This window comes from Methylobacterium gnaphalii, assembly GCF_007992215.1.
In the GTDB taxonomy this organism is placed as follows: Bacteria; Pseudomonadota; Alphaproteobacteria; order Rhizobiales; family Beijerinckiaceae; genus Methylobacterium; species Methylobacterium gnaphalii.
Genome location: NZ_BJZV01000005.1, coordinates 67,863 through 86,993, shown reverse-complemented (window position 1 = coordinate 86,993; position 19,131 = coordinate 67,863). Strand labels below are relative to the sequence as shown.

The window sequence follows — 19,131 nt, the reverse complement described above, 5'->3', positions numbered from 1 at the left end:
TTCGCCTAACATGGAACGGATCCAGTCAAGCGCACACCCCCTTAGTGGAGGCTCTCGCCTGCCTCAGACGCGGCCTCGCCTTCGGCCTCGGCCGGATCGACAACGTAGCGGCGCGAACAGAATTCGCAGGTGATGCCGATCTTGCCGTCGTCGGCCACCATGTCGCGACGCTCCTCGTCCGAGAAGGACCGAATCATACCGAGCACCCGCTCGCGCGAGCAGCGGCATTGCTCGACCAGTGGCTGTGCCTCGAAGACGCGCACGCCGCGCTCATGGAAGAGTCGATAGAGCAGTCGCTCGCTCGACACAGCCGGATCGACGAGCTCGTGGTCCTCCACGGTCGCGGCCAGCGAACGTGCCTCGACCCAGGCGTCGTCCTCCGGCAGCGCGTTCTCATCGAGCCGCTCGTGACCCTCCGGCGCGTCGCCGGGGTTGAGATCGGCCTGGCGCATCCGATCGGGCGAGGAGGGCAGGAACTGCATCAGCAGGCCGCCCGCTCGCCAGCGCTGCTCGCCACCCTCAACCTGTTCGGCGACGGCCAATCGCACACGCGTCGGGATCTGTTCCGATTGGCGGAAGTACTGGTGCGCGGCCTCCTCCAGCCCCTGCCCTTCCAGCGCGACGACGCCCTGGTAGCGGCTCTGGGTCGAACCCTGATCGATGGTCATGGCGAGGTGGCCGTTGCCGATCAGGTCGGCCGCCTTCGCTTTGGCGCCGAGGGCAGCGACGCGGGAGGCATCGAAGCGCGCCGTGGCGCGCAGCCGGTCGGGCGCCTCGTAATCGACGACGATCATCTCGACCGGACCGTCCGTCTTGGTCTGAAGCTGGAAGCGGCCTTCGCCCTTCAGCGAGGAGCCGAGTAGCGCCGTCAGAGCGGTTGCCTCTCCGAGGAGGCGCGCCACCGGGTTCGGATAGTCGTGCCGTCGCAGGATGGTGTCGATGGAGGGGCCGAGCCGCACAGAGCGGCCGCGCAGATCCAGCGGCTCCACGGCAAATGGCAGGATCGCATCGTCGGCACCTTCGGCGAGCGGTGCTGCTGTCGTGGGCAGTCCGGAACTCATGACGTCTCCGTTCGGCGGATCGCCGTGCTTGCGGGATCGGCAATGCTGCGGCCAACGCGTCACGTCGGGCCGTGCTTGGGCCGGGGCTGCATAGCGAAGGGCGGGTGAGGCGCGCAAATCGCGCAAAGACGATATGGAGAGCGACGCCGGAAATTGCGAGCCGTGGGCCCGGCATCGATCGACGGAGCCGTCCCCATGAGAACTGCGATTCTCGTCCTCTGTTTCGCCCTCGTTGGCTCCCTCGCAACGCAGGCTCGGGCTGCGGAAGGCGGCTCGCCGGAGGGCCTGCTCAAGGCGCTCTACGGGCTCTATCCCCGGAAGGGCGGCGCCTCGCCTATCTTCGACACCCCCCAGAATTGGCTCGCCGATCCGCTGCTGCAGCGTGTTCGCGAGGATCAGCGGCAGGCCGCCAAGAACGGTGAGGCCGGCAATCTCGACTTCGACCCGATCTGCGCCTGCCAGGATGATACGGGCCTGAAAGGGACGAAGGTCTCGGTGGAAGAAGAGGACGGCAAGACTGCGCGGGTGAGCGCGCGGTTCATGATCGGCAAGAGCACCATCAACGTGCGCTACAAACTCGCCGCCACGCCGTCCGGCTGGCGGATCGCCGACATTTCCACGAAGGACGTGCCGAGCCTGCTCGCGATGCTCGCCAGGGCTCAGCGCTGAGAGGTCGATCCTGGCAGCGGATCAGACGAGGCTCGCGGGCTCCGCGAGCATGCTATCGACGAACCCCGCGAGTCCGGTGCGGCGCACGCGCTTCAAGCGCTCGGCGGCGAGGATCGATTCGAGCGCTCGAAAGGACTCGTCGAGGTCGTCGTTGACGATGACGTAGTCGTACTCAACCCAGCGCTGCATCTCGTTGCGCGCATTGGCGAGGCGCTTCTCGATGGTGGCAGGGGAGTCCTCGGCCCGGCGTTCCAGGCGATGGCGGAGCTCCGAAAAGCTCGGCGGCAGGATAAAGACAGTGACGACGTCGTCCTGCAAGCGCTCGCGGACCTGCCGAGTGCCCTGGTAGTCGATGTCGAAGATCATGTCCCGGCCCTCGGCCAGGGTCTTCTCAACGGCACGGCGCGGCGTGCCGTAGAAGTTGCCATGGACCTCCGCCCATTCGAGCAGATCGTCGCGGGCGCGCAGACCCTCGAACGCCTCGCGGTCGATGAAATGGTAGTGCCGGCCGTCGATCTCGGAAGGGCGCCGCTCGCGGGTCGTGACCGAAATCGAGAGTTCCAGCCGCCAGCCGCCGGCATTGGCGATGTTGCGCGTGAGCGTCGTCTTGCCGGCACCGGAGGGCGAGGACAGGATCAGCACCAGGCCGCGTCGCTCGATCGGGCTGGGGGTCGGTGCAGTCTTCTGCTTCATCGGTCCTTCACCGCGGACATGGTCTCGGGCAACGTCACTCGACGTTCTGTACCTGCTCGCGGAATTGCTCCACCACGGCCTTCAAGTCGAGTCCGATCCGCGAGAGTGCGATGTCGTTGGCCTTGGCCGAGAGAGTGTTGGCCTCGCGGCCAAGCTCCTGCGCCAGGAAGTCGAGCCGCCGGCCGATGGGTCCGCCCTTGGCGAGTAATTCGCGGGCCGAGGCAAGATGGGCGCGCAGCCGGTCGAGTTCTTCGCGCACGTCCGCCTTGGCGGCGAGCAAGACGGCCTCCTGATGCAGCCTGTCCGGATCGAGGCTGCCATTCTCCGCGAGCGACGCGACCGCCGCTGCAAGCCGGGCGCGTACCGCTTCAGGCTTGCGGGCCGGGCAGGCATCGGCAGCCTCGGTGAGACGCTCCATCTCGGTGAGTTGACCTTCGATGATACCCACGAGCTGACGCCCTTCGGCGGCGCGCATCTCGACGAGGTCGGCGACGAGGCTTTGGGCCGCAGCGGCGAGATCGCGGTCGAGCGCATCGCGATCGGTGCCAGTCTCCTCCTCCGACTCGATCACCCCCCGGATGCCGAGCAGGCCATCGAGCGTCGCAGGCCCGAGGCCCGCCGAGAGCGGTACACGCGAGACGGCCGCCGCGAGATCGGCGAGCAATGCCTCGTTGATGCGGACACGAGGCGCGGCTTCCGGCCGGGTCAGGTTGAGGGAGAGCTGACACTGCCCGCGAGCGAGCGCCTTCTGCAACGCCGCGCGGACCGCCTCGCCGGGACCATCGAATCCACTCGGCACGCGCACCCGTATGTCGAGCCCGCGTCCATTGACGGAGCGAACCTCCCAGACCCACTGCACCGGACCCGTGGTTCCGGCGGCGCGGGCGAAGCCCGTCATGCTGGCGATCATGATGCTGAGCGCGGCCTCGTGTCGGCTAGGGAAGCCGGCTCATAGCACCCGTGCCCGGCTGGCCCAAGACGGATGCTGCCTCACGCGCGGCCGCTGGATGACTGGTGGCCGCATCGCCGTTCGATCACGGGTTCTTCAGCTGAGGCACCATCTTCGGGGAGGTGAGATCGTAGCTGCGGTTCTTCAGCGGATCGAGCCGGGTGCCCTCGGACGCATCGAAAGCCTTTGAGCGCTGCCCATTCGTGCCCATGGTCGAGGTGTCGGCCGTGAAGGTCGAATTTGAGCCCGGCGCGTAGGCAGACGCTCGGCCCGGCTGCGCCGCGTTCGGCTCGCCCGCGGCCGGATCAAGCTTGTCGACGCCGCCGGCGGCATCCGGCTGTTGGGTCTGCTGTCGCGAGCGCTCGACCTGACGCCAGCGGGTCACGTTGCGCTGGTGGCCTTCGAGGCTGTCGGCAAAGGCATGCCCGCCGGTGCCGTCGGCGACGAAGAACAAGTCCTTCGTGCGGGACGGGTTGGCTACCGCCTCGAGCGCGGCGCGGCCCGGATTGGCGATCGGTCCGGGTGGCAGGCCTTCGATCACATAGGTGTTGTAGGGCGTGGCGCGCTCGATCTCGGAGCGCTGGATGCCGCGCCCGAGCGTTCCCCGGCCACCGACGAGACCATAGACGATGGTCGGGTCGGATTGCAGCTTCATGCGCTTGTTGAGGCGATTCACGAAGACGCCCGCGACACGCGGACGCTCATCGGCACGGCCGGTCTCTTTCTCGACGATGGAGGCAAGCGTGACCATCTCGGCGGGGGTGCGCACGGGCACGTCGGTGCTGCGGCGCATCCAGATCTGGTTAAGCACCTCGCGCTGCTTGGCGCGCATGAGGTTCACGATCTGCTGGCGGGTGGCGCCGCGCTCGAACTTGTAGGTGTCGGGCAGCAGCGAACCCTCGGGCGGGATCTCGTTGATCTCGCCGGAAAGAATGTCGTTCTCGTTGAGGCGGCCGACGATCTGCTCGCTCGTCAGGCCCTCGGGGAAGGTGATGGCGTGCTGCACTTGGCGGCCGTTGGTCAGCGTCTCGACGGCGTCGTCGATGCTAGCATGAGCCTTGAACACGTACTCGCCGTGCTTGAGCGGACCCTTGGCGCGGAAGCGCGCGGCGAGTTCGAACAGAGTGGTGCGGTCGATCACGCCCTCGCGGCTCAAAGTCTCGGCGATTTCGCTGGTACCGCTGCGGCTTGGGATGACCACGACTTTGTCGGTGGCGAGCGGCCCGGGCTCGCGGAACTCACGCGTCACGATGGTGAGCCCGATCATCGCCCCGATGGCGAGCACCACCAGCAGTGTCAGAAGCCCACTGACCATGCCGAGGAGGCCGCCGCGCTCGCGCTCGGGCTGCTCCGGCGGCGGTGGGGCGGCGGTCGGCTTCAGCGCCTCGCTCGGGCTGCGCGGCGCGAGGCGCTGTGGCAGGGCCGGGCCGCCTTCCTCATCGGAGGCCGCCGGTACAGGCGGAGGCGTCTTACTTCTGCGGAACATCGAGGATCCTGCTCTCGTCTCGCGCGGCCGGTCCGGTGTCTCGACCGGCCGAAGCCTCTCGGATCAGGCCATGCGCGAATGCTTACCCTCACGCGATTTTGTGGCAAAAATCGAGTGCCGGCGGCTTCTAGGACGCCCTCAGCGGATGCGCCACGCCTTGAGCGCCGTTCCGTTGAGCAGGATCGGATCGAGCCAATCCGCCGTGACCTCACCTCGGGCGAGGCGCGCGCTGAAGGCCTTCTCTTCCTTGTCGGGACACACGACGAGATACCTTGCGTGCGTGGCCTCGGCCTGCCGGCGGAGTTCGTCCTCGCTGCCGTCGGTCACGGCAAGGCCTGCGATCAATCCGGCAAAGGCGCGGTGATAGGGCGCGGCGGCGATGGAGTGGTGGGTGTAGGCGAGGAGGAAAGGCCCTAGATCGATCGCAGCGAGAACGACGCCCGGCTGCAGGCCTTCGAGTGGACGGATCGCTGCGGGTTCCAAGCAGCTATCGGCTTGAGTCTGAACATCTTTCGGTGTGCTTGCCTTCTGCAGGATTTGCTCTCCAGCGCGGCCGCCAGCCAGCCAGATATGCGCATTAAGTGCGAGTGCCGCGAGTACGAGCGCGACCTTCGCGGCTTTGCCGATCCGTGGTGCGTTCGAAACCGGCAGCGCCCGGTCGAGGCAGACGCCTGCGATTATCGGTACGAAAGCCGAGGCGACGTAGAGGCCGCGCATCTGGAAGCAAGTTTGAACGGCGCCGACAGCGAGGAAGAGGCCGGTAACGACGAAAATCCTGCGATGCGCGCGGTCATAGACTGCCAGGGCAGCCGCTGCGATGACGGCGACGAACAGGGTGGCTGCGACCCCCAGGCCCTCTGCGGGCGTCGCCCAGATGATCGTTCCGATCGGCTGCATCTCACGCACCTGGTCGAGCCAGTGTAGGCGCACCGCTTCCGGCATGCCCGTGAAAGGTCCGCGCAGGCAGGCCGGGAATAGCACTGCGAAGCCGGCGACGCCGGCAAGCCCAACGTTCGCTGCGAGGCCGAACCGGGCGAGTGCGCGGGTCGGCGCGATCACTGCCGCCGCAAGCGTGGTCACCGCGCCGATCCCGGTGAGCCAGAGCCAGGGCGGCGAGAGGGCATCGCAGTAGCTACCGCCCCACAGCCTGGGCGAGGTCTGGATCGCGAACAGGGCTACCGAAGCGCCAGCGAGACCCAGGCCGAAGCCGCGGAACGCAGGCATGGCGGGCTGCCCCTTATGCCACCAATCCACGACGGCGATCAGGCCGGCGATCGCGACGAGGGGAAGCGCTTCCAGGCCGATTGCGAGGGAGCCCGCCGCGAGGACGCCGGCGATCGCCCCAGTGCGCCACGTCCGCTCTGCCTGGACCAAGCAGACTCCAACACCGAAGATCAGGATGATCTGCACGTTGTGGTGGTCGATCCGTGTCGGGCTGAATTGCATGACCAGCCCAGCGGTCTGCGTTGCCGCAAAGACACCGAGGAGAGCCGTCCTCGGGCCGAACAGCCCGCGCATGCCGCGAAACAGCATCAGCAGATAGACGAGGAACAGCACCACCGGCCAAACGACCGTCGTCGCGCGCTCGGCGAGTGGGGCTCCGAGCAGAGGAGTCAGGATGGCAATTGCGGCTGCGAGCGGTGCGTCGAGAAGGCGCGACCAGTGGCTCAGCACGCCAGTCGGCGGCAGGAAGCGGTGCTGGATCATGTCGAACCAGCCTTGCCCTGCCACGAGGTCGCGCACCTGGACGAAGCGCATGGCGTCGTCGCTGTCGGAGAAGTGCAACGCGCGCAAGGACGTCGTGAGATCGCCCGTCGCATACACAGAGAACAGCCCGAAGGCAGCGAGCAACCACGGCAGGATCGGGCTGTCGAGCAGGCTAGGCGAGGTCTGTCGAGCTGCGGTGAGAGAGGAGTTTGGAGCCATCATTGCATAGGTCGTTTCTGACGCTCGCCGGCTCAGCGACAAGCGAACAGGCTAGCTCGAAGTCCTTAAGCGAAATTGGACATGTCTGAGGGTGCGCGTCGTGCGGCGATGTCAGTCTGAGCACGCTGTCGTAGCCAGTGCGACTTTCATAGTCCCAGAGCGCCGAGACCAATGAATGCCCAGAGTGTCACCGCGAGCGGATACGGCAGCAGCGAATGACATGAGCGGAAGGGAATGTTCGAGGGGTAGGAGAAGACGCGACTGGTGATCGTCGTAGTGCTCGATCGATCGGATTGCTGAAGACCGGATCAATGCTGCCACGGGTTGAGTAAGCGCCAGCCGGCCGCCCAGTCCTCAGGTCGTCTTAACCATTCCGCCGGTAGAACAAGGCGTTCCGGCGTGCAGCGTCGGCGCTTGCCCGCCATCGGGCTGGAGTTCCTCGATGAGCCACCATACCGAGACGCTGGTCATCGGCGCCGGTCCTGCCGGGCTGACGGCGGCCTATCTGCTGTCGAAGGAGGGCCGTCAGGTCACGGTGTTGGAGCGCGACCCTGCCCAGGTCGGCGGCATCAGTCGCACGGTCTCGCACAATGGCTACCTTTTCGACATCGGCGGCCACCGCTTCTTCTCGAAGTCCAAGGCGGTCGTAGACCTGTGGGACGAGATCCTACCGAACGACTTCATCGATCGCCCTCGTCTCTCGCGGATCTTCTACAAGGGTCGCTACTACGCCTATCCGCTCAAAGCCTTCGAGGCCCTGAAGAATCTCGGGCTGATCGAGAGCGCGGCCTGCGTTGCCTCCTATGCCTATGCGCGTATCCGACCGGTGAAGGACCCGAAAACCTTTCACGAATGGGTGCGCAATCAGTTCGGCGAGCGGCTCTTCTCGATCTTCTTCAAGACCTACACCGAGAAGGTCTGGGGCATGTCCTGCGACGCGATCTCGGCCGATTGGGCCGCGCAGCGCATCAAGGGCCTCGACCTCGCCTCCGCCATTATCGACGGCGTCACTCGCTCGCTCGGCCTGCGCCGCAGGCAGAAAACCGATGGCCCGGTCATCAAGACGCTGATTGAAAGCTTCCGCTATCCTCGCCGCGGCCCCGGCATGATGTGGGAGGCCGCTGCCGAGAAAACGCGCGCGAATGGGGGCCGGGTGCTGCTCGACCGCAGCGTCGAGCACCTGTCCTACGAGCCGCGTACCGGGATCTGGACGGTGACGGCGCGGCGCGGCGACGGCAGCGTTGAGACCCACACCGCCCGCAACCTGATCTCCTCTGCCCCGATCCGCGAACTGGTGGACTCGATCCGCCCGACCCCGATTTCAATCTTCAACGCGCGCGCGCTCAAGTATCGCGACTTCCTCACTGTTGCCCTCATCGCCAAGGCGCGCGAGGACTTTCCCGACAACTGGATCTACATCCACGATCCCTCGGTGATGGTCGGCCGCGTGCAGAATTTCCGGTCCTGGTCGCCGGAAATGGTGCCGGACGAGAGCCACACCTGCCTCGGCCTGGAATATTTCTGTTTCGAGGGCGACGGTCTCTGGAATGCGCCGGACGAGGAGTTGGTGGCGCTTGCCAAGCGTGAGGTCGCGCAGATCGGTCTGATCGCCGAGGGCGACGTGGTCGACGCCTGCGTCGTCCGTCAGCCCAAGGCCTATCCAGTCTACGACGAGGACTACAAATCCCACGTCGCTACGATCCGGCGCGACTTGGAGCGGGCCTATCCGAGTCTGCACCTCGTCGGCCGCAACGGCATGCACAAGTACAACAACCAGGACCATGCGATGATGACCGCTATGCTGACGGTCAAGAACATCGTCGCAGGAGGGCGAGTCTACGACACCTGGTGCGTGAACGAGGACGCCGAGTACACCGAGGCCGGCGTCTCTGGGGCTCACGAGGCGCTCGCCAGCGAGCGCCTCGTGCCGCGAAAGGTCGCCTGATGCCTCAATCCGACGCTCGGCAGCGGTGCCGCCGAATGCCGAGCGGGATCATCCTCTGACGAAGGCCAGCAGGTCTTCGTTGAGGACGTTGGCATGTGTGGTCAGCATCCCGTGCGGGTAATCGGGATAAGTCTTGAGCGAGCCATTCTTGAGCAGCTTCACCGAGAGCCGGGCGCTGTCATCGATCGGCACGATCTGATCGTCCTCCCCGTGCAGAACCAGCGTCGGCACGCTGATCGACTTGAGATCATCAGTCTGGTCAGTCTCCGAGAAAGCCTTGATGCCGTCGTAATGGGCCTTGGCGCTTCCCATCATGCCCTGGCGCCACCAGTTGCGGATCGCTCCTTCGATGACCGTCGCACCGTCCCGGTTGAAGCCGTAGAACGGCCCCGCCGGGACATCGAGGAAGAACTGAGCCCGGTTGTCCGCCAACGCCTTTCGGAAGCCGTCGAAGACCTCGATCGGCAGGCCACCGGGATTGCCCTCGGTCTTGAGCATCAGGGGCGGGACGGCGCTTACGAGAATGGCCTTGGCGACCCGTCCCTGCGGCTCCCCGTACCGTGCGACGTAGCGCGCGACCTCGCCGCCTCCGGTGGAGTGGCCGATATGGACCGCGCCCTGCAGGTCGAGATGCTGGACCACCGCGGAGGCATCGGCAGCGTAGTGGTCCATGGTGTGCCCGTCCCAGACCTGTGCGGACCGACCATGGCCGCGCCGGTCGTGCGCCACGACCCGGTAGCCCTTCGACAGGAAGAACAGCAGCTGCGCGTCCCAGTCATCCGACGAGAGCGGCCAGCCGTGATGAAAGACGATCGGGCGAGCGTCCTTCGGGCCCCAATCCTTGAAGAAAATTTCCACGCCATCCTGAGTTGTGACGAAGGGCATTTCTGGCATTCCCTTAGATCAGCAGCGACGCTCGACTCGCCAACCCAATGTTCGGATGCCGGCCAGCAGTCGTTCAAGTGCATTTTATGAGCTTCGGCGCAGCATTCAGTGCCTTGTTGGGTAACCTGCTGCAGATCCAGCCACGCCTACCCAGCCGGATCGGCACGTCGCGCAAACAATAACCCTCTCCTCGGGGGAGGAGAGGGTTGCGTCGCCCTAGTGTGTATGAGCCGGCGATCAGCGACCGCCGCCACCGCCGGCGCTGTTCGAGGTGGGCTTGTTGTTCTGTTCGGCGTTTCCGGAGGCAGCCGAGGAACTGCTGGGGTCACGGCCTTGCGCAAGGACGGGGCCGGCCAGCGTGACGGCCAGAACCGTGAGTGCGGCGAGCTTACGCATATTCGGTCTCCTCACCGGTGAACCCGGCGAAGACGTGAAACTGTTCGATGTCGAGATGGTTGCCGGATCGCGTGAAAAGCTTACTGCGGCTCGAGCAATGGGTTGCCACTCGACGCCTACTGGCTGGCGGGGCTGACTTGTGCTTTCCCCACCCGGCTCTACGACAGCTTAGTCGACGCGTCGCACCACCAGCGAAGCGTTGGTTCCACCAAATCCGAAGGAATTCGACAGAGCGACGTCGACGCGCTTGCGCTTGGCCTCATGCGGGACGAGGTCGATCGCGGTCTCGACGCTCGGGTTGTCGAGATTGAGCGTCGGCGGGATCACGCCATCGCGGATCGTAAGGATCGAGAAGATCGCCTCGACTGCGCCGGCGGCGCCGAGCAGATGCCCAATCGCCGATTTGGTAGAGGACATTGCGACCTTCGAGGCGGAATCGCCGAGCAACCGCTCGACGGCTTTCAACTCCAACTCGTCGCCGGCCGGCGTCGAGGTGCCGTGAGCGTTGATATAGTCGATCTCGCTCGGCTGGATGCCGGCGCGCTTGAGCGCAGCGACCATGCAGCGGTAGCCGCCTTCACCTTCCGGTGCTGGCGAGGTGATGTGATAGGCATCGCCCGAGAGACCGTAGCCGACCACCTCCGCGTAAATCTTGGCGCCGCGCGCCTTGGCGTGCTCGTACTCCTCTAGCACCACCACACCGGCGCCCTCGCCCATGACAAAACCGTCGCGATCCTTGTCATAGGGCCGCGAGGCACGGGTTGGCTCGTCGTTAAAGGCGGTTGAGAGGGCGCGACAGGCGGCGAAGCCCGCGAGCGCGAGGCGGTTGACTGGCGACTCGGTCCCGCCGGCCACCATCACGTCGGCATCCCCAAGTGCGATCAGTCGGGAGGCGTCACCAATGGCGTGCGCGCCCGTGGAACAGGCGGTGACGACGGCATGGTTTGGCCCCTTGAGGCCGTGCGCGATCGAGACCTGACCGGAGGCGAGGTTGATGATGCGGCCAGGGATGAAGAACGGAGAGATTCGCCGCGGCCCCTTCTCGTGCAGGGTGATCGAGGCGTCGTAGATCGTGCCGATGCCGCCGATACCTGAGCCGATCAGCACGCCCGTGGCACACTGGTCTTCCTCGCTCTTCGGATGCCAATCGGCGTCGTCGAGCGCCTGGCCGGCAGCAGCCACGGCGTAGGTGATGAAGGGATCGACCTTGCGCTGCTCCTTCGGGTCCATCCAGATGTCTGGATTGAACGTCCCGTCGGAGCCGTCGCCGGTCGGGACGGTGCAAGCGATCTTGCAGGCAAGGTCGTCGACCTCGAAAGCCGTGACCCTTCGGGCGCCGCTGTCACCAGCGACAAGGCGGCTCCAGGCATGCTCGACGCTGCTCCCCAGCGGCGACACAATCCCCAGCCCCGTCACCACGACCCGACGCATCATGCTATCCCGAACCGATCCTCGTCTTCATCGAAAACGCGTGGAGCGGGAGACCGGTTCGACCCGCCCGGGCGCATGGGCCCTGCGTCCACTTCGATGGCCCTGAGGCGCGTGCCCCCAAGGCCGTCCGCCACAGCAGGCCGGTTGCTGCGGCCTGCGAAGTGTCGACTGCGAGCGGCGGCGCGCAGTCGCCTTGACCCGGTGGCTGACGATGCCGAAGCTCTCAGCCGCCGGGCCGTAGCCCTCAGGCCGAGTTCTTCTCGAGGAACTTGATCGCATCGCCGACCGTCTGAATGGTCTCGGCGGCGTCGTCCGGAATCTCGACGTTGAATTCTTCTTCGAACGCCATCACCAGCTCGACGGTGTCGAGGCTGTCGGCGCCGAGATCGTCGATGAAGTTAGCGCCCTCGGTCACCTTCTCGGGCTCGACGCCCAGGTGCTCGACGACGATCTTCTTCACGCGCTCAGCGATATCGCTCATCGTTTTTTGTCCTCGTCTTCTCAGATCGATGGTGAATGCGCCGTGGCCGCCCGTCCCGCTACTGGGGATCTTGTCAGGCGGCCGGTGTCCGATCGCGCGTGTTCTCGCAAGCCGTAACCCGCTGAACCGTCAACTCCCCTCGCACGGCTGAGCCGGGTGTTAACACAGGGTTTCCACTCTGGCGAGAGGCGGTTCAGAAAGCGTTCATCGGCGTGGTTTTCAGATCGAAGAGGCTAGGTTTTCGATGCTGCAGAGCAGCGAAACTTAGCTGTCAGATCATGGCCATGCCGCCGTTCACATGCAGGGTTTGGCCGGTGACGTAGGCGGATTCGTCAGCCGCCAGATAGACCGCCGCAGAGCCGATCTCGGCGCCAGAGCCGAGCCTGCCCATTGGCACGCGGCCCAGGATGCCCTCTCGCTGCTTCTCGTTCAGCGCATCGGTCATGGCCGAGGAGATGAAGCCCGGCGCGATGCAATTCACAGTGATGTTGCGCGAGGCAACCTCGGCGGCGAGTGCCTTGGTCATGCCGACGAGGCCGGCCTTGGCGGCAGCATAATTGCCCTGGCCTGGATTGCCCGTTGTCCCGACCACCGAGCCGATATTGACGATGCGCCCGTAGCGCCGCTTCATCATGCCCTTCACGGCCGCCCGCGAGAGCCGGAAGGCGGCGGTGAGATTGACCGCGATCACCGCGTCCCACTCATCGTCCTTCATGCGCATGAAGAGGTTGTCGCGGGTGATGCCAGCATTGTTGACCAGAATGTCGAGACCGCCCAGCGCCGCCTCCGCCGCTGGAATCAGCGCCTCGGCGGACTCCTTATCCGAGAGGTTGGCCTCGACCACCGAGACCCGCTCGCCACCGAGTTCGGCAGCGAGCTCGTCGAGCACCGTGCGCCGGGTGCCAGATAGCGCCACATGGGCGCCCTGTGCGTGGAAGGCCCGCGCGATGGCTCCGCCCAATCCGCCGGTGGCACCGGTGACGAGCGCCTTGCGGCCGGTGAGATCGAACATGGAAGCTGTCCTCAAGCGTAGGCGGCGACGTCGTCCGCCGTACCGATGGCATTGGCGGCGACCCCAGGGGCGATGCGCTTGACAAGGCCGGTGAGCACTTTGCCGGCGCCGAGCTCGTGGAAGCGGTCGATGCCGGCTTCAGCCATCGCGGCGACGCTCTCAGCCCAACGTACAGTGCCCGTGACCTGAGCCACGAGCGCCTCTCGGATCGCCTCCGGATCGCTCAGCGGGGCGGCGGTAATGTTGGCATAGACGGGCACCGACGGCGCGTGCATCGAGACGCCGGCGAGTGCCTCGCGCATGGCCTCTGCCGCCGGGCCCATCAGGGCGCAGTGGAAAGGCGCGGAGACGTTAAGCAGGATCGCGCGCTTCACGCCGCGGGCCTGCGCGATCGCGATGGCCCGCTCGACGGCCGCCTTGTGGCCGGAGAGCACGACCTGCCCTGCCCCGTTGTCGTTGGCGACGCCACAGACTTGCCCCTCGGCGGCCTCCTCGGCAATGGCGTGGGCGGTGGCGAGATCGGGGCCGATCAGCGCCGCCATAGCGCCCTCGCCCGGCGACACGGCGCGTTGCATCGCCTCGCCACGGATGCGCAGCAGGCGGGCGGTGTCGGCGATGGAGAAGGTGCCGGCGGCGGCGAGCGCCGAATATTCACCGAGGGAGTGTCCGGCGACGAAGGCCGCGTCGCGAGCGAGGTCGAGGCCCTTCTCGGTCTCCAACGTGCGCAAGACTGCGAGACTCGCCGCCATCAGCGCCGGCTGGGCGTTGGCGGTGAGCGTCAGCTCTTCAGCAGGTCCCTCGAACATGATCCGGGAGAGGTTCTGGTTCAGCGCGTCGTCGACCTCGGAGAAGACGTGGCGCGCGGCCTGGGAGGCTTCGGCGAGCGCCTTGCCCATGCCCACAGCTTGACTGCCCTGACCGGGGAAGATGAAGGCTCGGGTCATTCGCGTCGTCCTCCCTCGTCGCCTTAAGCGCCATCGAGAGATGGACTGGGCGCTCAAGGCGCGGCGCACTCGCATCCGCGGCAGCGAGTGTCAACGATGCGACGCACAAGGAAGGTTTCGGAAGACGCGCCCTCAGGTTGCAATCGGATGCCGGCAATCAGTGCTGATCGACTTGGCAAAGGCGGCGACGAGGCCGTCTTCCAGCTTGCCCGCCATGCCGTGCAGAATGCGCAGAGCCTCCGTTTCGGGCAGCGGCTTCTTGTAAGGACGCCGCTCGATCAGTGCCGAGTAGATATCGCAGATCGTCAAGAGCCGTACAGGGTCGGCAATCGCATCGCTGCTGAGCCCATCGGGGTAGCCCGAGCCGTCGAGTAACTCGTGGTGATGGCGGGTGACGGCAAGGGTGATCGGATCGCAATTTCCGGAGGCGAGCAGGATTTCGTGTCCGATCGGTGCGTGGGTGCGCATCACCGTGAACTCGTCTGGATCGAGCCGGCCCGGCTTGTTCAGGATCTCGGGCGGGATGCGAGACTTGCCGACGTCGTGGACGAGGGCGGCGCGCACCATGAGGTGAGAATCCTTACTCGACAGGCCGAGCGAGCGGGCAAACCCGGCGGTCAGACCGGCGACGAGCAGGCAGTGCTGGAACGTGACGTCGTCATGCGCACGCACCACCTCGAGCCAGCCGGTCAGGCCGCCTTCCTTGACCGCGTTCAACACCGGATCGAGCCCCTGCTCGACCTCCTGCATGTCGATCTGGCCCGTTGCAGCCGTCTTGAACATGGAGTTGATCAGGGTGCCGGTCCGCGCGATCTGGCGCTGGACCACCAACTCCGACACGGTCGAGTCGGGCTGGATCTGGCGAAACAGTGCCTCGACCACCGTATTGGAATCGAGCAGGGAGGAGAGGCAGGCCGTCGCGCCGAAGGCTTGTGCCTCCCGCACCGTCGAGGCGGTGCTGTTGCGGACGAGATGGATGAAGGGCATCCGGCGCCCCTGCAGCCGGCGGAGCAGCAGGGTCAGGCAACGCCGTGCCTCGGGCTCTGTCAGATTCACGTTGGCAATGATGCCGATGACGTCGTCGATCTCGGCCCAGCGCTCGTCGAGTCCAATCAACCGGCATTCGCTGACTGCGCCAACCGCGTCGGCCAGGGCCCGATCGCGATCGGGCCGATTGCTCAAGACGACGATGCTGCCGGTCAGCACGCGGGCCCCCTTCGAAGTCGATACCGAATGGCTTGGTTTGCCACCGGGGGAAAGCACTTTACTGCTGCCGTGGTTGACGAGACGTTCCTGATCCCATCGCGAGCTCAAGAGTACGTGTGAGATCTGCATTTTCCTTCTGCAGCGCTTACGAAAAGGGGCGGATGGCGGTGCAGTCATATCCTTGCATGGCTCGCCCGCTCATCGTCTTTCATGCACGCTTGTTGCAGGGCCGCATCGGGTGTAAGGAGCCCGTTCACTCCGCAACACTCCGTACGCGTTTGGGAAGGAGCCGCTTCACATGGCTCGCGTCACCGTCGAAGACTGCATCGAGAAGGTCGAGAACCGGTTTGAATTGGTGTTGCTCGCCAGCCACCGCGCCCGCCTGCTTGCCTCCGGCGCGCCGCTCACCGTCGATCGCGACCGCGACAAAAACCCGGTCGTGGCGCTTCGCGAGATTGGCGACGAGACCATCACGGCGGACGACCTCAAGGAGCAACTGATCCACTCGCTGCAGAAATATGTCGAAGTCGACGAGCCTGAGGCCGAGACCGTGCCGCTGCTGTCGAGCTCGCCGGCCGCTGCCGCCGTGGCACCGCAGACGAACTCAAGCGACGACAGCGAGGTCAGCTTCGACCGTATGAGCGAGGAAGACCTGCTCCGCGGCCTTGAGAACCTTGCGCCTCCGACCGAGACGGACGAAGAGGGCGATTGAGCCTGGGTCATCGATCGCGAGGTCCTGATGAAGCTCGGCCCATGCGGCCGGGCTTTTTCTTTGCCGCAGCGCACGCAACGCCATATCCTCATCGCGGCATCTGGCGCCGCGCGGCTCGATGCGGGAATAGTCGGGTCTGAGAATTCCAGCCGGATTTGCGGAAGGTTGTTTCGGCGGATGATGCGCCAGTACGAACTCGTGGAGCGGGTCAAGCGCTACAATCCGCACGCGAACGAGGCCCTGCTCAACCGCGCCTACGTCTACGCGATGCGCGCCCATGGCACCCAGAAACGGGCCTCGGGCGACCCGTTCTTCGCGCATCCGCTCGAAGTCGCGGCGATCCTGACGGATCTCAAGCTCGACGACGCCACCATCATCGCGGCGGTCCTGCACGACACTGTCGAGGACACTGCGGCGACGCTGGAAGAGATCGGCCGGCTGTTCAGCCCCGAGATCGGCGCCCTCGTCGACGGATTGACCAAGCTAAAGCGGCTCGATCTCGTTTCGAAGCGCGCGGTGCAGGGCGAGAACTTTCGCAAGCTGCTGCTCGCCGTGGCCGAGGACGTGCGCGTCCTCCTAGTGAAGCTGGCCGACCGGCTGCACAACATGCGTACCCTCGGCTTCATGCCGCCCGAGAAGCGCGCCCGCATCGCCGAGGAGACACTGGACATCTATGCGCCTCTCGCCGGCCGCATGGGCATGCAGGAGCTGCGCGACGAACTGGAGGACCTCTCGTTTCAGACCCTCAAGCCGGAGGTGTATGCGACCATTACCAAGCGGCTGGAGGCGTTCTCCGAGACCTCGCAGAGCCTGATCAAAACCATCGAGAAGGATCTCACCGCACGGCTCGCCGCGCAGGGCATCGCCGCGGAAGTGAAGGGCCGGCTCAAACGGCCCTACTCGATCTGGTCCAAGATGGAGCGCAAATCCGTCGGCTTCGAGCAGCTCTCGGACATCGTCGGCTTCCGCATCGTCGTGGCCACCACGCCCGAATGCTACGGCGCGCTCGGCGTCGTCCATACGAGCTGGCCAACCGTACCGGGCCGCTACAAGGACTACATCTCGACCCCGAAACAGAACGACTACCGCTCGATCCATACGACGGTGATCGGGCCGAAGCGTCAGCGCGTCGAGCTGCAGATCCGCACACGCGCCATGGACGAGATCGCCGAGTACGGCATCGCCGCCCATGCGCAGTACAAGGAATCCGGCGAGGGCGATGAGGGCGAGATCCATCCCCGCCTCGCTACCGAGAGTGGCGCCTATCAGTGGCTGCGCCGCACGATCGAGCTCTTGGCCGAGGGCGATTCGCCGGAAGAGTTCCTTGAGCACACCAAGCTCGAACTCTTCCAGGACCAGGTCTTTTGTTTCACGCCCAAGGGCCGTTTGATCGCCCTGCCCCGTGGCGCCACGCCGATCGATTTCGCCTATGCGGTGCATACCGATGTTGGCAACACCGCGGTGGGCGCCAAGATCAACGGCCGCATGGCGCCACTGTTGCACGAGCTCGCCAATGGCGATGAGGTGGAGATCGCCCGCTCCGACGGCGCCTCGCCGCCTGCGGCCTGGGAATCGCTGGTCGTAACGGGCAAGGCGCGCGCTGCAATCCGACGCGCCACCCGAGCCGCCGTACGCCGCCAATATGCTGGCCTTGGCCGCCAGATCCTCGACCGCGCCTTCGAGCGCGCGGGCAAGAACTTCACAGAGGAGAAGCTGCGCGGCGCGCTCGCCCGCCTGGCCCGTGCCTCGGCCGACGACGTGTTCGCAGCGGTGGGGCGCGGCGAGATGTTCTCGGGTGACGTGGTGAAGGCGGTCTATCCCGACTTCAAGGACAGCCGCAGCACCGGCTCGCCGGGCTCACTCGCTCCGGCGGGGAATGCCGATGGCGCGGGCAGGCTCAGCCGCAAGGACCAGACGATCCGCCTTACCTTCGCCGAGGGCTCCGCCGACGGCGCGGGCGCGAATGGCGGCATCCCGATCCGCGGCGTTGCTGGCGATTTGCCGGTGAGCTTCGCGCCGAATGGCGGCGCGGTGCCGGGTGACCGCATCGTCGGCATCCTCACACCCGGTGTCGGCGTCACGATCTATCCGATCCAATCGGCTGCGCTCGCGGATTTCGACAATGAGCCGGAGCGCTGGCTCGACGTGCGCTGGGACGTCGAGGCTGGTTCGAGCGAGCGCTTTCCCGCCCGTCTCATGGTCGAATCGATCAACGAGCCCGGCGTGCTCGCTCAGATTGCCCAGGTCATCGCCGACCACGACGGCAATATCGACAACGTCAAGATGACCCGCCGCACGCAGGACTTTACTGACATCATCATCGACCTCGCCGTCTGGGACCTGAAGCATCTCAATGCCATCGTGGCGGAACTGCGAGCCAAGCGCTCGGTAAGTCGGGCCGAGCGCATGAACGGTTAGGCAGCACTCTTGCCTCGCTGGGCTTGCCTTGCGAGAAGCCCCAGGTTTGCCCTTGCGCCTGAAAGCCGTGCCAGCATGACCCATGAGGACGTCCTCGAAGAGTTCCGCTCGTCCGGTGCGCTGCTTCAGGGGCATTTCGTGCTCAGTTCTGGCCTGCACTCCCCGACCTTCCTGCAGAAGATGAACATCTTCTCGGACCCCCCGCGGACTGAGCGCCTATGTCGGGCTCTGGCGGAGGTGATCGCGGCGCGGTTCGGCCAGATCGACATCGTGGTCTCGCCAGCGATCGGCGGCATCGTGCCCGGCTATGAGACGGCCCGGCATCTTGGCGCCCGGGCGATCTTCGTCGAGCGCGATCCTGGCGGCCCGTTCCAACTCCGCCGCGGCTTCAGCATCCCTGCAGGCAAGCGCGCCGTGATCGTCGAGGACATCGTCACCACAGGACTTTCAGCGCGGGAATGTCTCGCTTCGCTCGCCGGAGAAGCTGGCGAGGTGGTGGGCGCGGCCTGCCTGATTGATCGTTCGGGCGGACGCGGTGAGATCGGCCTGCCAATGATCTCGCTCGCCGCTCTCGACATCCCTGCCTATTCGGCCGACGCGCTGCCGCCCGAACTGGCGGCTTTGCCTGCCGTGAAGCCGGGAAGCCGCGCGATTCCCGTACCTTGACGCGGATGAGAGTCTGTCAGACGACGCCACTTTAAGTTGTTCGATAGGACTACGTTCACGAAACTTCGCCGATAGACGAATTACTTGCAGCAAAAACTTCTCGTCGCTTGACAATATCGTGACGGTTCATCAGAAATATTTGGTATCGATTGCATCTGCTTTTTCTTTAGGAGAAGATGTTTTCGGGTTGGATGGCTGCGTTGCCGATTTTCGGTAGCATTTAGTTGCCGAGCCTCTCACGCAGTCTCGGT

17 protein-coding genes are annotated in these 19,131 nt (G+C 65.5%); 5 read left to right on the top strand and 12 right to left on the bottom strand.

The window, feature by feature from the left end; translation table 11 throughout:
• Positions 1 to 41 precede the first annotated feature (41 nt).
• Positions 42 to 1,061, bottom strand: a complete 1,020-nt coding sequence (locus MGN01_RS06145; RefSeq protein ID WP_147045715.1) for an Hsp33 family molecular chaperone — start codon at positions 1,059 to 1,061, stop codon at positions 42 to 44.
• Positions 1,062 to 1,256: 195 nt separating this feature from the next.
• On the opposite strand from MGN01_RS06145, the gene MGN01_RS06140 reads away from it, so the two are divergent.
• Positions 1,257 to 1,730 carry a YqhG/Tai3 family protein gene (locus tag MGN01_RS06140; RefSeq protein WP_147045714.1) on the top strand — a complete coding sequence of 158 codons (474 nt, stop codon included), beginning with the start codon at positions 1,257 to 1,259 and terminating at the stop codon, positions 1,728 to 1,730.
• Between the two features lie 21 nt (positions 1,731 to 1,751).
• Here the strand turns inward: MGN01_RS06140 and gmk are convergent, their stop codons facing one another.
• The 4 genes from gmk to MGN01_RS06120 all read right to left on the bottom strand — a co-directional run bounded on the left by gmk (position 1,752) and on the right by MGN01_RS06120 (position 6,787).
• The gene (gene gmk, locus MGN01_RS06135) at positions 1,752 to 2,423 is read right to left on the bottom strand and encodes a guanylate kinase (RefSeq protein ID WP_147045713.1); all 672 of its coding nucleotides are present in this window, start codon (positions 2,421 to 2,423) and stop codon (positions 1,752 to 1,754) included.
• A 34-nt stretch (positions 2,424 to 2,457) separates the two neighbouring features.
• The gene (locus MGN01_RS06130; protein ID WP_174804559.1) at positions 2,458 to 3,333 is read right to left on the bottom strand and encodes a YicC/YloC family endoribonuclease; all 876 of its coding nucleotides are present in this window, start codon (positions 3,331 to 3,333) and stop codon (positions 2,458 to 2,460) included.
• A gap of 124 nt (positions 3,334 to 3,457) precedes the next feature.
• Positions 3,458 to 4,858 carry an endolytic transglycosylase MltG gene (gene mltG / locus MGN01_RS06125; protein ID WP_147045711.1) on the bottom strand — a complete coding sequence of 467 codons (1,401 nt, stop codon included), beginning with the start codon at positions 4,856 to 4,858 and terminating at the stop codon, positions 3,458 to 3,460.
• 138 nt (positions 4,859 to 4,996) lie between these two features.
• The gene (locus MGN01_RS06120; protein WP_147045710.1) at positions 4,997 to 6,787 is read right to left on the bottom strand and encodes a hypothetical protein; all 1,791 of its coding nucleotides are present in this window, start codon (positions 6,785 to 6,787) and stop codon (positions 4,997 to 4,999) included.
• Between the two features lie 439 nt (positions 6,788 to 7,226).
• On the opposite strand from MGN01_RS06120, the gene MGN01_RS06115 reads away from it, so the two are divergent.
• A complete protein-coding gene (locus tag MGN01_RS06115) occupies positions 7,227 to 8,729 on the top strand; it encodes an NAD(P)/FAD-dependent oxidoreductase (RefSeq protein WP_147045709.1) in 1,503 nt (500 codons plus the stop codon).
• 48 nt (positions 8,730 to 8,777) lie between these two features.
• On the opposite strand, the gene MGN01_RS06110 is transcribed toward MGN01_RS06115, so the two are convergent.
• The 7 genes from MGN01_RS06110 to MGN01_RS06085 all read right to left on the bottom strand — a co-directional run bounded on the left by MGN01_RS06110 (position 8,778) and on the right by MGN01_RS06085 (position 15,084).
• The gene (locus MGN01_RS06110; RefSeq protein WP_147045708.1) at positions 8,778 to 9,614 is read right to left on the bottom strand and encodes an alpha/beta fold hydrolase; all 837 of its coding nucleotides are present in this window, start codon (positions 9,612 to 9,614) and stop codon (positions 8,778 to 8,780) included.
• Positions 9,615 to 9,851: 237 nt separating this feature from the next.
• Complete coding sequence (locus tag MGN01_RS23440) at positions 9,852 to 10,010, bottom strand: hypothetical protein (protein WP_170245849.1); 159 nt, start codon at positions 10,008 to 10,010, stop codon at positions 9,852 to 9,854.
• A gap of 168 nt (positions 10,011 to 10,178) precedes the next feature.
• The gene (gene fabF, locus MGN01_RS06105) at positions 10,179 to 11,441 is read right to left on the bottom strand and encodes a beta-ketoacyl-ACP synthase II (protein ID WP_147045832.1); all 1,263 of its coding nucleotides are present in this window, start codon (positions 11,439 to 11,441) and stop codon (positions 10,179 to 10,181) included.
• Positions 11,442 to 11,685: 244 nt separating this feature from the next.
• Positions 11,686 to 11,922, bottom strand: a complete 237-nt coding sequence (locus MGN01_RS06100) for an acyl carrier protein (protein ID WP_147045707.1) — start codon at positions 11,920 to 11,922, stop codon at positions 11,686 to 11,688.
• A 271-nt stretch (positions 11,923 to 12,193) separates the two neighbouring features.
• Positions 12,194 to 12,934, bottom strand: coding sequence for a 3-oxoacyl-[acyl-carrier-protein] reductase (fabG, locus tag MGN01_RS06095; RefSeq protein WP_147045706.1), 741 nt, complete (start codon positions 12,932 to 12,934; stop codon positions 12,194 to 12,196).
• Positions 12,935 to 12,945: 11 nt separating this feature from the next.
• Positions 12,946 to 13,878 (bottom strand): ACP S-malonyltransferase, encoded by a 933-nt coding sequence (gene fabD / locus MGN01_RS06090; protein ID WP_147045705.1) that lies wholly within the window; start codon positions 13,876 to 13,878, stop codon positions 12,946 to 12,948.
• A 132-nt stretch (positions 13,879 to 14,010) separates the two neighbouring features.
• A complete protein-coding gene (locus MGN01_RS06085) occupies positions 14,011 to 15,084 on the bottom strand; it encodes an HD-GYP domain-containing protein (protein ID WP_238257712.1) in 1,074 nt (357 codons plus the stop codon).
• A 298-nt stretch (positions 15,085 to 15,382) separates the two neighbouring features.
• On the opposite strand from MGN01_RS06085, the gene rpoZ reads away from it, so the two are divergent.
• The 3 genes from rpoZ (at position 15,383) to pyrE (ending at position 18,880) form a co-directional block, all read left to right on the top strand.
• Entirely contained in the window at positions 15,383 to 15,796 is a 414-nt protein-coding gene (rpoZ, locus tag MGN01_RS06080; RefSeq protein WP_147045703.1) for a DNA-directed RNA polymerase subunit omega, read from the top strand.
• A gap of 177 nt (positions 15,797 to 15,973) precedes the next feature.
• The gene (locus MGN01_RS06075; protein ID WP_147045702.1) at positions 15,974 to 18,214 is read left to right on the top strand and encodes a RelA/SpoT family protein; all 2,241 of its coding nucleotides are present in this window, start codon (positions 15,974 to 15,976) and stop codon (positions 18,212 to 18,214) included.
• A gap of 75 nt (positions 18,215 to 18,289) precedes the next feature.
• A complete protein-coding gene (gene pyrE, locus MGN01_RS06070) occupies positions 18,290 to 18,880 on the top strand; it encodes an orotate phosphoribosyltransferase (protein ID WP_147045701.1) in 591 nt (196 codons plus the stop codon).
• Positions 18,881 to 19,131: the final 251 nt, after the last annotated feature.

Bases quoted from the DNA above. Each gene is read 5' to 3' on its own strand.
- MGN01_RS23440 (WP_170245849.1), bottom strand. From the start codon at position 10,010: ATGCGTAAGCTCGCCGCACTCACGGTTCTGGCCGTCACGCTGGCCGGC.
- pyrE (WP_147045701.1), top strand. From the start codon at position 18,290: ATGACCCATGAGGACGTCCTCGAAGAGTTCCGCTCGTCCGGTGCGCTG.
- MGN01_RS06130 (WP_174804559.1), bottom strand. From the start codon at position 3,333: ATGATCGCCAGCATGACGGGCTTCGCCCGCGCCGCCGGAACCACGGGT.
- fabF (WP_147045832.1), bottom strand. From the start codon at position 11,441: ATGCGTCGGGTCGTGGTGACGGGGCTGGGGATTGTGTCGCCGCTGGGG.
- MGN01_RS06145 (WP_147045715.1), bottom strand. From the start codon at position 1,061: ATGAGTTCCGGACTGCCCACGACAGCAGCACCGCTCGCCGAAGGTGCC.
- fabD (WP_147045705.1), bottom strand. From the start codon at position 13,878: ATGACCCGAGCCTTCATCTTCCCCGGTCAGGGCAGTCAAGCTGTGGGC.
- MGN01_RS06120 (WP_147045710.1), bottom strand. From the start codon at position 6,787: ATGATGGCTCCAAACTCCTCTCTCACCGCAGCTCGACAGACCTCGCCT.
- MGN01_RS06075 (WP_147045702.1), top strand. From the start codon at position 15,974: ATGATGCGCCAGTACGAACTCGTGGAGCGGGTCAAGCGCTACAATCCG.
- MGN01_RS06115 (WP_147045709.1), top strand. From the start codon at position 7,227: ATGAGCCACCATACCGAGACGCTGGTCATCGGCGCCGGTCCTGCCGGG.
- MGN01_RS06110 (WP_147045708.1), bottom strand. From the start codon at position 9,614: ATGCCCTTCGTCACAACTCAGGATGGCGTGGAAATTTTCTTCAAGGAT.
- gmk (WP_147045713.1), bottom strand. From the start codon at position 2,423: ATGAAGCAGAAGACTGCACCGACCCCCAGCCCGATCGAGCGACGCGGC.
- MGN01_RS06140 (WP_147045714.1), top strand. From the start codon at position 1,257: ATGAGAACTGCGATTCTCGTCCTCTGTTTCGCCCTCGTTGGCTCCCTC.
- rpoZ (WP_147045703.1), top strand. From the start codon at position 15,383: ATGGCTCGCGTCACCGTCGAAGACTGCATCGAGAAGGTCGAGAACCGG.
- fabG (WP_147045706.1), bottom strand. From the start codon at position 12,934: ATGTTCGATCTCACCGGCCGCAAGGCGCTCGTCACCGGTGCCACCGGC.
- MGN01_RS06100 (WP_147045707.1), bottom strand. From the start codon at position 11,922: ATGAGCGATATCGCTGAGCGCGTGAAGAAGATCGTCGTCGAGCACCTG.
- mltG (WP_147045711.1), bottom strand. From the start codon at position 4,858: ATGTTCCGCAGAAGTAAGACGCCTCCGCCTGTACCGGCGGCCTCCGAT.